The sequence below is a fragment of the Citrobacter sp. Cb080 genome, from assembly GCF_030334745.1.
Taxonomy (GTDB): Bacteria; Pseudomonadota; Gammaproteobacteria; order Enterobacterales; family Enterobacteriaceae; genus Citrobacter; species Citrobacter braakii.
Window position 1 is genome coordinate 92,348 of sequence record NZ_JAOWDG010000037.1, and the last position, 12,077, is coordinate 104,424.

The window sequence follows — 12,077 nt, forward strand, 5'->3', positions numbered from 1 at the left end:
GGAAAAAAGTTAATGGCAATTACCAGACGTGATTTTCTCAACGGCGTCGCGGTGACTATTGCGGCGGGGCTTACCCCGCTGGAATGGGTCAGGGCGGCAGGAAAGGGAAACGCATTTATAGATGGAAATTATTATCCGCCAGGGCTGACGGGGCTGCGGGGTAATCATCCAGGAACGTTTGAAATGGCGCATGCAGTAGGCCGCGAGCATAAACATTTTGATTTAAACGCTCTGCCCGTTGAGGAAGAGTACGATCTGGTGATTGTGGGCGGCGGTATTAGCGGGCTGGCTGCCGGTTGTTTCTGGCGCCAGCTTGCCGGTCAAAATAGCCGGATCCTGATCCTCGATAACCATGACGATTTTGGCGGGCACGCCAAACGTAACGAATTTACGAGCTCAGGTAAGAAATTACTCGGCTATGGCGGTAGCGAAGCATTCCAGTCGCCCGCGCACAATTTCAGCCCTGAGGTGCAAAAACTGATGGAAACCGTGGGCGTCAGCGTCACGCGGTTAAAAGAGAGTTTTGACGTAAACTTCTACCCCGACTGGCAGCTCAGTCGCGGTGTGTTCTTCGACAAAAAGAATTTTGGCGAAACAAAAATCGTCAGCGGCGATCCGGGGCGCGCGGTATCTGATGATATCCCGCCGAACAGGCTCAATGGCCGTAAAATTGAAGACTTTATCAATGATTTTCCGCTAAGTGAGCACGACCGAAAGGCGTTGATCGACCTGCACGTCCATCCTGGCGACTATCTTCCGGGCATGACGGTCGATGAGAAAATGGAATGGCTGGATACCCACAGCTACAGTGAATTTTTGGCCACAAAAGTTGGTTTGAGCAAAATGGCGCTGCTCTATTTTCAGCAGAGTTCTAACGACTTCTTTGCCATCGGCATTGAAGGCATTTCCTGTAGCGATGCCAGGGCGTGCGCATTACCCGGCATGGAGGCGCTGGGAATACCACCGTTGGACGGCGAGTCGCTGGCCGACCTCGAAGAGCCGTATGTTTACCATTTCCCTGACGGTAACGCCGGGCTGGCCCGACTGTTAGTCAGGTATATGCTGCCGGATGCGCTACCGGGTAACACGATGGAAGACTCTGTCCTTGCCAGACTGCATTACGAAAAGCTGGATCTGCCGGAAAACACCACGCGCCTGCGTCTGAACAGCACGGTGATTAATGCGGCCAACACAAAGGATGGCGTGGTGGTGACCTATCTGCGTGACGGCAAAATGCATCGCGTGCGCGGTAAAAACACCATCATGGCGGGCTATAACATGATGATCCCGTATCTGGTGCCTGAGATGCCGGAACAGCAGCAGGCGGATCTCAAACTGAACGTGAAGGCACTGCTGGTGTACACCAACGTGGTGGTCAAAAACTGGCAGGCGTTCAAACAGTTTGGCGTGCATGAATTTTACTCTCCGGCCGCACCTTACAGCCGGATTAAGCTCGACTATCCGGTCAGCATCGGCGGGTATCAACACCCGGCCTCACCGGACGATCCGATGGTCATTCACATGGTCTATGTGCCTACTTATCCGGGCAGTAATTTGTCGGCCAGAGAACAGTTCCGTCTGGGGCGAGCGTATTTACTGGGGACCACATTTGCGACGCATGAGGAGATGATTCGCTCCCAGTTGCAGGAAATGTTTGGCTCAACGGGCTTTGATAATCAACGCGATATCTCCGCCATTACGGTTAACCGCTGGGCGCATGGCTATGCGTATTACGCCAACGCGTTGTTCGATGATATGGATAAAATGCCAGAAATTATCGAGCGGGCGCGTCAGCCAGTTGGTCGCATTGCCATCGCTAATTCCGATTCTGACTGGGGCGCTTATGCCTATACGGCCATCGACCAGGCATGGCGTGCGGTTAATGAACTCAAGGATATGGGGTGATCTATGCGTAATGTAACCGTTCTTGCCGCCTGTTTGTTTACCGCCTCTGTGAGTGCAGCGGAATCTAATGGCGAATATATCGCCCGTATCTCTGACTGTGTGGCCTGTCATACCACCGAAGGGGGCGCGGCGATGGCGGGTGGCAAAAAGTTTCCTACTCCGGTAGGGGATATTTATTCGACCAACATTACCCCAGACAAGACCCAGGGTATTGGTAATTACTCATACGAGGATTTTGACAAGGCCGTACGTCAGGGAATTGCTAAAGATGGTCATCCGTTATATCCGGCCATGCCTTATCCCTCTTACGCAAAACTTTCTGATGACGATGTACAGGCGTTGTATCGCTATTTTATGCATGATGTCACCCCCTCTGCGCAGCCCAATAAAGAGAATGCCATTCCGTGGCTACTCTCCGCCCGCTGGCCGCTGCATATCTGGAACTGGCTGTTTACCGACGCGCCAGTGACGGCTGTAGAACGTGCAAAAACGGATGACAACGCTGCGTTGGTAAAACGGGGCGCTTATCTGGTGGAAGGTCCCGGACATTGCGGTTCTTGCCATACCCCGAGAGGCATGGCGATGAACGAAAAAGCGTATACTAATGCTGATGCCGAGTACCTGAGCGGCGCGATGATCGACGGCTGGTATGCGCCTTCGCTACGCGGCACGGGAATGTCTGAGCAGGAATTAAAATCGCTGTTGCTGACCGGTAAAAGCAAGCATGCCGCGGTTTCAGGTTCGATGGCTGAAGTCGTTACGCAGAGTACACAGTACCTGACCGATGACGATGCCACGGCGATCGCGCAATATCTGCTGAGCCTGAAAAGCGAGAAGCCTGAAACGGTGCGCGCAGCGGCAACTACGGTGTCCTGGTCGAATTCACCCGAGGCGGGCAAAGTGACCTATAACCGCTACTGCTCCACCTGTCACGGTCTGGAGGGGAAAGGTACGGATGATAACGCACCTTCTTTGATCAACAATCCGCTGGTGATGGTTGATGACCCGACGCCGTTATTCAGAGTGATTGCCCACGGCGCAGAAACACCGACAACGCGTGGTAGCGTCTCCTTTAAGATGCCGGCTTACGGTGGCATGTTAAGCGACAACGAAATGCGCGATGTGATTAATTACGTGCGTAAAAGTTGGGGAGAAGGGAATGGCGAAGTAAGCCAGGAGGACCTGGCAGGGATTAAAAAAGCGTCACATTAAACAGCATGTCGGCCGGACAAGGTGCTTGCAGCGCCATCCGGCAGTGCTTAAACGGCGTTTACTCTGATAATACCCACCAGTCGGGTAAACGCCGCCGCCATTTCATGCTCTTCAATACTGGCAAATCCCAGCAGCAGGCCGCTGCGTTTCTCTTCATTCACGTAGTAGCGAGACAGCGGGCGCACCAGCAGCCCTTGCGCATTTGCCTGTTGGGCAATGACAACGTCATCGCTCCCGACGGGCAACTGTAGAATCATGTGCAGCCCGGCGTTGCTGCTGAAGGAGCCAAGATACTGCTCGCCCAACTGGCGGCTGATAAGCTCCACCAACGTCTGGCGGCGACGACTGTATAACTGGCGCATTTTACGAATGTGCGCCGCGTAGTAACCCTCGCGGATAAACTCCGCCAGCGCTGCCTGAATCAGCAAATGTCCACCACGATAGAGGTCGTTATGAACCTTCTTCAGCGGCGCGGCGAGCGGTTTGGGCAGTACCACATAACCGAGCCGCAGTGCGGGATAGAGTGTTTTACTGAATGTCCCGATATAGATGACCGGCGTCTCTTCTTCCAGTCCCTGCAATGATGGAATTGGCTGGCCGGAAAAGCGAAACTCGCTGTCGTAGTCATCTTCCACTATCCAGCTTCGCGTTTCACGTGCGCGAAAGAGAAGTGCCCGACGGCGGTTGAGGCTCATTACCGAACCGAGCGGATATTGATGTGACGGTGTCACAAAAATCAGCTTTGGCACAGATTCGCCAGCCTCCGGCGGCACCATACCTTGTTCATCAACCGGGATCGCCGAAAAGTTAACCGCATTGATGCGCAGAATATTTTTGATTCCCCAGTAGCCCGGCTCCTCAATCCAGGCGTTATCCCCCGGGTTGCATAGCGTCCGGGTCACCAGATCCAGCGCCTGGTGAATACCTTCAGTAATCAGAATTTGCGCCGGTGAACACCGCACCCCGCGTGCGGTGCGCAGATAGTCTGCCAGTGCTTCTTTCAGCTCAGTCACGCCGCCTGCGGCATCGTAAGTGAGAAACTCCGGGCGCAACCGTCTCGCCAGCCGATCCTGAATTTTTTTGAGTACCCGGTGAGGGAAATGCTCCACATCAGGTACGCCTGGAATAAATGCGCCCCATTGACGAGGGCTGGCGCTGGCATGGCCCAGCAGCTCAAGGCAGCGGGCAGATAAGCGGGTGTGATCCTCCAGTGTGGCGGCAACGGGCTCTTTGTGGGGACGCAGGTCGAGATTGTCCAGCACGCTGTCGGTGACAAACGTGCCGCTGCTGGTGCGCGCGGAAATATAACCTTCGGCCTGCAATTGCTCGTAAACCCGCAGGACGGTATTGCGCGATAGCGTCAGTTCGCCTGCCAGGTCACGCGACGGAGGCATTCGGGTAGCCGGTTTCAGGCTACCTTCGAGGATGCAACTGCAGATGGCGGCATACAGGCGACGATGCAGCTTTTCATCGGTCTGCTGGCTAAATGCCTGCTTGATCACATCTCCGGCAAGTGAACGCATTTGGATCCTTAAAATAAAACGATTTGGCTCTCGATTAAAGTACCAGATGGCGTCTAAATTTAAAGGGTAATTCAACCTAAATGTATTAATGGACAAGGTGTAGAGAATGAACAATAAAAACCTGCAACAACGTCGTCTGGATGCCACCCCGCGTGGCGTGGGTGTAATGTGTGATTTTTATGCCCAGTCAGCAGAAAACAGCACAATTACCGATATCGAAGGCAATCAGTACATTGATTTTGCCGCCGGGATTGCCGTGCTGAACACCGGACACCGTCATCCTCGCCTGGTGCAGGCAGTCGAAGCGCAACTGCAGGCTTTTACCCATACGGCTTATCAGATTGTCCCGTACGAAAGCTATGTGTCTTTGGCGGAGAAAATCAACGCCGTTGCGCCAATCGACGGCAAGCGCAAAACCACATTCTTCACCACCGGGGCTGAAGCGGTCGAAAATGCGGTGAAAATTGCGCGCGCACATACCGGCCGTCCTGGCGTTATTGCTTTTGGCGGCGGTTTTCATGGGCGTACCTACATGACGATGGCGTTAACCGGCAAGGTGGCGCCGTATAAAAAAGGGTTCGGCCCGTTCCCTGGCTCCGTCTACCACGCGCCGTATCCTTGCGAGTTGCAGGGGATTTCTACGGCGGACTCCATCAAAGCGATTGAGCGCCTGTTTAAAGCCGATATCGATCCCACTCAGGTCGCGGCGATTATTTTCGAGCCCGTCCAGGGTGAAGGGGGCTTCGTGGTGGCGCCGCCGGAGTTTGTGGCTGCCATCCGCCGTATTTGCGACGAGCATGGCATCGTGATGATCGCCGATGAGGTGCAAAGCGGGTTTGCCCGTACGGGCCAGTTATTTGCGATGGACCACTATGCTGACAAAGCTGACCTGATGACTATGGCAAAAAGCCTTGCAGGCGGCATGCCGCTGTCTGGCGTCGTGGGCAAAGCTGAAATTATGGATGCGCCTGCGCCGGGTGGTCTGGGCGGAACCTACGCCGGAAACCCGCTATCAATTGCGGCAGCTCATGCGGTGCTGGATATCATTCGTGATGAACAGCTGTGCCAGCGTGCGGCAGCTCTTGGCGAACAACTGCGCGCCATTCTGACTGACGCGCAAACCGGGTGTCCTGAACTGGCCGAAGTGCGCGGCTTAGGCTCTATGATCGCCGCTGAATTCTGTGATGCAGCGACGGGAGAACCCAACGCAGCCGCCGCACAACGCGTGCAGAAGAAAGCCCTTGAGCAAGGATTACTGCTGCTGACCTGCGGTCAGTATGGCAACGTTATTCGTTTCCTTTATCCGCTGACGATCCCGCAGGATCAGTTCGCCAAAGCGCTCGATATCATTAAAGCGGCAACCAAATAATCCGTTAGTCCTGGTGTTACCCACAGCCGACGGTGGTCATCACCGTCGGCTTTTTTGTCGGCATAAATTGATCTTCCTCGTGTGTCGTGCGGTATTTATCGCGAATGGGTTGCCTGTTATATCGTTATATAATTTAATACACATCGTTTTTACTCCGCTATCCAGATGGTATCCCATGTTAACTTTCCGCTCTTTTGTGCTGGTATGCGCCAGCATGTTGTTTGCGTTTTCTGCCCAGGCCGACCGTACGATCACCGACCAGCTTGGTCGTCAGGTCACGATTCCGGACCACGTCGACAAAGTGGTCGTGCTGCAACACCAGACGCTGAATATTCTGGTCCAGCTTAATGCTCAGCAGGACATTATTGGCGTGATGTCGAGCTGGAAAAAACAGCTCGGGCCTGAGTTTGCGCGCTTTATGCCGACAATTGCCACATTGCCGACGCCGGGCGATCTCACCAGCGTGAATATTGAAAGCCTACTGGCGATTCATCCACAGGTGGTTTTTGTCGCCAACTATGCGCCAGCGGAGATGATCCAGCAGATTCAGAACGCCGGTATTCCGGTCGTGGCAATCTCATTGCGCAAGGATGCAGCCGGGCAACAGAATAAAATGAACCCGACCATGGCAGATGAAGAGCAGGTCTACAACGAAGGGTTAAAGCAGGGGATTCGCCTGATTGCGGACATCGTGGGGCGCAAACCGCAAGCTGAGACGTTAATCGACTACGTTTTTGCGGCGCGGGCAAAATTCAATGCGCCGGTCGCAAAAATCCCGGATGCGCAAAAAGTCCGTATTTATATGGCTAACCCCGACCTGATGACTTACGGCTCCGGGAAGTACACGGGACTCATGATGCAGCACGCGGGTGGGCTAAACGTGGCGGCTGCCAGTGTAAAAGGCGCCCGTCAGGTTGCGCTGGAACAGGTATTGGCGTGGAACCCGCAGGTAATTTTTGTTCAGGATCGCTACCCGCAGGTGGTAACGGAGATCCAAAACGATCCTAACTGGCAGGGGATCGATGCGGTAAAAAATCATCGCGTCTGGTTGATGCCTGAGTACGCCAAAGCCTGGGGCTATCCGATGCCTGAAGCGTTAGCGATTGGTGAGCTGTGGATGGCCAAAAAACTGTACCCGGACGCCTACAAAGACGTGGATGTTGATGCGCAGGCGCAAGACTACTATCAGCGTTTTTATGGTGTGAACTGGCAGCCTGATGCAGTTAAGTAAGCGCATTTTACTCCAGCAACCACTCTTAATCGCGACGGTCCTGTTGCTGGGCCTTGGCTCGTTGTGCCTCGGACAATATCCGCTGTCGTTAAGCGAAGTCTTTTATCACCTGATGCACTATAGCGACGCTGAAGGGATTGCCGGTCAGGTTATCTGGACTGTCAGGCTACCGCGAATTCTGATGGCGCTGCTGGCGGGTGGTGCGTTGGGGTTATGTGGCGCGACGCTGCAAGGAGTATTTCATAATCCGCTGGTCGACCCGCATATTATTGGCGTGACGTCTGGGGCCGCTTTTGGCGGAACGCTGGCTATTCTGCTCGGCCTGTCGCCGTGGTTGATGATGGGTTCAACGTTTTTCTTCGGTCTGACGGCGCTGGTCCTGGTGTATGCCATTGCTGCGCTGCAGGGGCTGGAGAATACGCTGGTGCTGATCCTGTCGGGTATCATTTTGAGTGGTTTTTTTGCCGCGCTGGTGAGCCTGATTCAGTATCAGGCTGATACCGAAGAAACGTTACCCAATATCGTGTTCTGGCTGCTCGGCAGCTTTGCGACGGCTAACTGGCATAAAGTTCTGCTGTTGGCGATTCCAGTCGGTATCGCTGCGACAGTTTTGTACCAGCTACGCTGGCGGATAAACCTGTTATCACTCAATGATAAAGATGCCCGTTCGCTAGGCGTCGCGGTAGTTCCTCTGCGACGCAGCGTTTTGCTGTGCTGCGCTTTTTTAGTCGCCGCTCAGGTAGCGGTCAGCGGCAGTATCGCCTGGGTTGGGTTGGTTATTCCGCATCTGGCGCGTTTGCTGGTGGGGGTTGATCATCGTCGTCTACTGCCGTGCGCCTTCTGGATGGGAGGCGGTTTTATGATTGTGGTGGATGATATTGCGCGTACCCTGATGCACGCGGAGATACCGCTTGGGATCATCACCGCAATATTCGGCGCGCCGCTGTTTGCTTTTTTACTCATCCGCTCCAGCCGCCGGGGGACATCATGAAACCTGCCGCATTGCGTGTAAATACGCTTACTTATGGGTATCGCGTGCCGCTATTTGAGCCGCTTACATTCAGTTGTCAGAAAGGTGAGATCTGGGCTGTGCTGGGACGTAACGGCCTGGGGAAAAGTACGCTGCTCGATACGCTAACCGGCACGCTGCCAGCTTTGGACGGCAGCATTGAAAATGACGGCGGGATAGGAATTGTGGCGCAGCATTGCCACCTGCCATTTCCTTATACGGTGAGCGACGTGGTGCTGATGGGGCGGGCACAGCACGTGAAGCTTTTTGCGCAACCCAGCCAGCAGGATCAACTAAGAGCGACCCAGGCGCTGGAGCAGTTAAATATTGCCCAGCTTGCTTCCCACTCGTTTAGCTCACTTTCCGGGGGGCAACAGCAACTGGTGATGATAGCCCGGGCGCTGGTGACGGAGTGTCAAACGCTGCTGCTTGATGAACCGTGCTCCGCGCTGGATCTCGCCAATCAGCAGGTGGTGCTTCAGCTCATCAGCGATCTGGCCCATCTACAGGGATGCAGCATTCTTTTTTCGACCCACGATCCGCTGCATGCGTTACAAATAGCCACCCATACTTTGCTGCTGCTCCCCGAAGGAAAATGGCGGGCAGGGCCAACGGACAGCATTGTGACGGAAGAGAATCTGTTCCAGGCCTATGGCTTACCGCTGCGAAAACTCAGTCTGGAGAACCACCCGACGCCGTTTATCGCACCGCTGTTTTCTGTTCGTCGTTAAGAGGTAAAAACCCGGCGGCGGTAAGAAACGCCTGACCGCCGTTGGAGAGCATGAATTTAACCAGCGCCATCACCTCGTTGGATGCCTCGAGCACCGCCAGTTGGTATTCGCAGCGAATATTGTGCTCATCAGGGATAGCTACATAATGCACGTCGGGTTGGGCGCGCAGCGTTTTCGCGTAATGCGCGTAGCCGATAAACAGATCGGCCAGTCCCTGGCGAAGGATCCAAGCGCTCGCCAGTTCACCAGACGGGATTTTCACCGTATCACGCCCACCAACCAGCGGGATGGCGCGCGCCCTAAGCTGTTGTCCGAGTCCTGGCTCCAGTACATCCATATTGTCGAAAAATACCCAGGTATAGTCTCCGGAAGGGTCGCAGCCGGGCGTGGATGTACCTATTCGTAGCGTTGGGTCGCGGAGCAAATCCAGCCAGGCGCCGTTTCGGTTGCTGACCAGACTCAGTTGATTCCAGCTAAAGGTTTGCGTGAGGACAGCTTTTTGCAAAGCCAGCAGGCGTTGCGGGTGCTCCCGATTGGCTGAGGCAAAGAGCGCACACGGTTCACCGGCTTCAATACGCTCGCGTAATAAACCGGCCGGACCATATTCCACTTTCACGTCTATTCCACTATGGCGCGAGAACTGGCTTATCAAAGGGGCAAATGCCAGGCGTAAACTGCCCGCGGCAAACAGAATAATGGAAGAGGGCATGGTATCCGATCTCTGGCGAAAAAGGTTTGCGAAGAGGATAAATGATACGCGCTGAGCATAGCGTTTAGAAGGCTTTGGCGCATCGCTTTGTGCCAGCATCATACGGAGTAATGATTAAGCTTAAGGTTACGAACAGGGGGATAAAAATAAATTATGAGGAGCAACGAAGGGAAATAGCACCAAATCATAGAAATAATTTGGTGCGTCCGAGTGGACTCGAACCACCGACCCCCACCATGTCAAGGTGGTGCTCTAACCAACTGAGCTACGGACGCAAGATGGTGCGTTCAATTGGACTCGAACCAACGACCCCCACCATGTCAAGGTGGTGCTCTAACCAACTGAGCTATGAACGCAACGTTGTAGGTGACAACGGGGACGAATATTAGCGGCACAGACCGAATGAGGCAAGAGGGAAATAGCATTTTTCTTCCTGAACTCACGTGATTGCAGAGTAATTAAGCAAGTTGATTATATTTTGTTGATTTTGCAGCGTGTTTTTTATTCAGACAGTGCGCTGGGGCATAATGGGGACGGTTTGAATGACAGGTGCGCTCAGACTTTAAGCGCAGCAAGGATCGCGGTTTCTATTTTCTCAGGGGTAGTGAACGGCGCAAAACGCTTGAGCGGTTTGCCGTCACGTCCGATCAGGAACTTAGTGAAATTCCACTTGATACGCCCACCCAGCACGCCGGGTAATTCGTTTTTCAGGTAACGAAACACCGGATGCGTAGCCGCGCCGTTGACTTCCACTTTCTCAAATATCGGGAAGCTCACACCGTAGTTGATGTGACAGGTTTGCGAGATTTCGTCGGCCCCGCCGGGCTCCTGATTACCGAACTGGTTGCAGGGGAAACCAAGCACCACCAGACCCTGCGCGGCGTACTTCTTGTAAAGCGCTTCGAGGCCTGCATATTGCGGCGAGAAGCCACAATGGCTGGCAGTATTGACCACCAGAACCAGTTTGCCAGCGTAGTCGGCCATAGAGACGGGCTCACCATGCAGACGGGTGGCTGTAAGTTGATAAAAGGTGATCATGCCGGAATCCTCAAATAAGATCGCATTACTCATTTTATTATGGTCGCAACTGTCTGATTAATAAACTGACCGTTAAAGTGCTGGCGATTTATTATTTTGTCGGGTTATCGCTAATTTTTTTAAACGCGTCACCCCAGCAGCATCGTTAGGTGACGACTAAAAATGGGGGACGTGACGTTGTGGGCGATTGTCACTGCGACAAACACGTAACAGATATAAAAAAATCCACGCCTGGCGTGGATTTAGAGAGAGTGTGAGAGCAGGGGATTAACGTTCGTGCCTTGCCATTAGCAGTGCCAGCTCGACGAGGCGATTAGAGAATCCCCATTCGTTGTCGTACCACGCCAGAATTTTGACCATATTGCCGCCAATCACCAGCGTTGACAGGCCGTCGATGATGGATGAGCGCGGATCACCCTGATAGTCGCTTGAGACAAGCGGTTCATCGCTGTAGCCGAGGATCCCTTTCAGTGGCCCTGTCGCGGCGGCGTCACGAAACGCATTATTGACCTCCTCTGCTGTAACATCCCGCTCAAGCGTTACGGTCAGGTCGACAATGGACACCACAGGAACCGGTACGCGCAGCGAATACCCGGTTAAGCGACCATCCAGCTCCGGGATGACTTTGCCAAGTGCCTTCGCGGCACCGCTGGAGTAGGGCACAATCGACAATGCAGCGGCGCGGGCATCACGAAGATCTTTTTCCGGCTGGTCGTGCAGCGCCTGGCTGTTGGTATAGGCGTGGGTGGTGTTCATCAAACCATGCTTAATGCCGAAATGTTGGTGCAAAACCTGTGCGGCAGGTGCCAGACCGTTAGTGGTGCAGCTACCGTTGCTGACGACAAAGTGTTTATCCGCGGAGTAGAGGTGATCGTTAACGCCCATCACGATGGTTAAATCATCGTTCTTACCAGGGGCGGAGATAATCACTCGTTTTGCGCCACCGCTGTGGATATGCACCGCCGCCTTGTCACGTTCAGTGAAGAAGCCGGTTGCTTCAATGACAATATCGACTTCACGCTGACGCCATGGGATGTTGGCTGGGTCGCGTTCACTGAATACGGTGATGGATTTACCGTTAACCACCAACTGCCCCTCACCGGCGGTGACGTCGGCGTCGAGTTTACCGAGCAGCGAGTCGTATTTCAGCAGATGCGCCAGCGTTTTACTGTCTGTCAGATCGTTGATTGCCACGATCTGGATTTCCGGGTTACCCAGTGCAGCACGCAGTACGTTACGTCCGATACGGCCAAAACCGTTAATACCGACCTTTACCATGATGAACTCCTTATCTGTTGTCTCTGGAGTAAATTTAGGCCGGTCACGTGTTGGCGTAAATGACAAAAAAGG

10 protein-coding genes and 2 tRNA genes are annotated in these 12,077 nt (G+C 53.9%); 6 read left to right on the forward strand and 6 right to left on the reverse strand.

Features of this window, described 5'->3' with window-relative positions:
- Positions 1-12: 12 nt before the first annotated feature.
- Entirely contained in the window at positions 13-1,905 is a 1,893-nt protein-coding gene (locus OGV38_RS07450; protein WP_286473117.1) for an NAD(P)-binding protein, read from the forward strand.
- A 3-nt stretch (positions 1,906-1,908) separates the two neighbouring features.
- Positions 1,909-3,117: a c-type cytochrome gene (locus OGV38_RS07455; protein ID WP_141895095.1), complete on the forward strand. Its 1,209-nt coding sequence runs from the start codon at positions 1,909-1,911 to the stop codon at positions 3,115-3,117.
- Positions 3,118-3,164: 47 nt separating this feature from the next.
- Here OGV38_RS07455 and pdxR read toward each other — a convergent pair whose 3' ends face one another.
- Positions 3,165-4,640, reverse strand: coding sequence for a MocR-like pyridoxine biosynthesis transcription factor PdxR (gene pdxR, locus OGV38_RS07460; RefSeq protein ID WP_269517299.1), 1,476 nt, complete (start codon positions 4,638-4,640; stop codon positions 3,165-3,167).
- A gap of 106 nt (positions 4,641-4,746) precedes the next feature.
- Between pdxR and puuE the strand changes: the two genes are divergently transcribed.
- The 4 genes from puuE to OGV38_RS07480 all read left to right on the forward strand — a co-directional run bounded on the left by puuE (position 4,747) and on the right by OGV38_RS07480 (position 8,980).
- Positions 4,747-6,009 carry a 4-aminobutyrate transaminase gene (puuE, locus tag OGV38_RS07465; protein ID WP_269517298.1) on the forward strand — a complete coding sequence of 421 codons (1,263 nt, stop codon included), beginning with the start codon at positions 4,747-4,749 and terminating at the stop codon, positions 6,007-6,009.
- Between the two features lie 175 nt (positions 6,010-6,184).
- Positions 6,185-7,240 carry an ABC transporter substrate-binding protein gene (locus OGV38_RS07470; RefSeq protein WP_286473120.1) on the forward strand — a complete coding sequence of 352 codons (1,056 nt, stop codon included), beginning with the start codon at positions 6,185-6,187 and terminating at the stop codon, positions 7,238-7,240.
- Positions 7,227-8,231 (forward strand): FecCD family ABC transporter permease, encoded by a 1,005-nt coding sequence (locus tag OGV38_RS07475; RefSeq protein WP_047417753.1) that lies wholly within the window; start codon positions 7,227-7,229, stop codon positions 8,229-8,231. Before OGV38_RS07470 ends, OGV38_RS07475 begins: the two co-directional genes overlap by 14 nt.
- A complete protein-coding gene (locus OGV38_RS07480) occupies positions 8,228-8,980 on the forward strand; it encodes an ABC transporter ATP-binding protein (protein WP_103283860.1) in 753 nt (250 codons plus the stop codon). The genes OGV38_RS07475 and OGV38_RS07480 overlap by 4 nt, the downstream gene beginning before the upstream one ends.
- Here OGV38_RS07480 and OGV38_RS07485 read toward each other — a convergent pair.
- From OGV38_RS07485 to gap, 5 genes are all read right to left on the reverse strand, one after another.
- Positions 8,949-9,689 (reverse strand): substrate-binding domain-containing protein, encoded by a 741-nt coding sequence (locus OGV38_RS07485; RefSeq protein ID WP_269517330.1) that lies wholly within the window; start codon positions 9,687-9,689, stop codon positions 8,949-8,951. The two genes, OGV38_RS07480 and OGV38_RS07485, sit on opposite strands and share 32 nt — an antisense overlap.
- 198 nt (positions 9,690-9,887) lie before the next feature.
- Positions 9,888-9,964 (reverse strand) — tRNA-Val (locus OGV38_RS07490).
- Between the two features lie 4 nt (positions 9,965-9,968).
- Positions 9,969-10,045, reverse strand: a tRNA-Val gene (locus tag OGV38_RS07495).
- 199 nt (positions 10,046-10,244) lie between these two features.
- The gene (locus OGV38_RS07500) at positions 10,245-10,727 is read right to left on the reverse strand and encodes a glutathione peroxidase (RefSeq protein ID WP_155574195.1); all 483 of its coding nucleotides are present in this window, start codon (positions 10,725-10,727) and stop codon (positions 10,245-10,247) included.
- Positions 10,728-10,994: 267 nt separating this feature from the next.
- Positions 10,995-12,005: a type I glyceraldehyde-3-phosphate dehydrogenase gene (gene gap / locus OGV38_RS07505; RefSeq protein ID WP_286473121.1), complete on the reverse strand. Its 1,011-nt coding sequence runs from the start codon at positions 12,003-12,005 to the stop codon at positions 10,995-10,997.
- Positions 12,006-12,077 lie beyond the last annotated feature (72 nt).

What these genes read in the sequence shown, in the direction of transcription:
- OGV38_RS07450 (WP_286473117.1), top strand. Translation starts at nt 13, where the DNA reads ATGGCAATTACCAGACGTGATTTTCTCAACGGCGTCGCGGTGACTATT.
- OGV38_RS07455 (WP_141895095.1), top strand. Translation starts at nt 1,909, where the DNA reads ATGCGTAATGTAACCGTTCTTGCCGCCTGTTTGTTTACCGCCTCTGTG.
- pdxR (WP_269517299.1), bottom strand. Translation starts at nt 4,640, where the DNA reads ATGCGTTCACTTGCCGGAGATGTGATCAAGCAGGCATTTAGCCAGCAG.
- puuE (WP_269517298.1), top strand. Translation starts at nt 4,747, where the DNA reads ATGAACAATAAAAACCTGCAACAACGTCGTCTGGATGCCACCCCGCGT.
- OGV38_RS07470 (WP_286473120.1), top strand. Translation starts at nt 6,185, where the DNA reads ATGTTAACTTTCCGCTCTTTTGTGCTGGTATGCGCCAGCATGTTGTTT.
- OGV38_RS07475 (WP_047417753.1), top strand. Translation starts at nt 7,227, where the DNA reads ATGCAGTTAAGTAAGCGCATTTTACTCCAGCAACCACTCTTAATCGCG.
- OGV38_RS07480 (WP_103283860.1), top strand. Translation starts at nt 8,228, where the DNA reads ATGAAACCTGCCGCATTGCGTGTAAATACGCTTACTTATGGGTATCGC.
- OGV38_RS07485 (WP_269517330.1), bottom strand. Translation starts at nt 9,689, where the DNA reads ATGCCCTCTTCCATTATTCTGTTTGCCGCGGGCAGTTTACGCCTGGCA.
- OGV38_RS07500 (WP_155574195.1), bottom strand. Translation starts at nt 10,727, where the DNA reads ATGATCACCTTTTATCAACTTACAGCCACCCGTCTGCATGGTGAGCCC.
- gap (WP_286473121.1), bottom strand. Translation starts at nt 12,005, where the DNA reads ATGGTAAAGGTCGGTATTAACGGTTTTGGCCGTATCGGACGTAACGTA.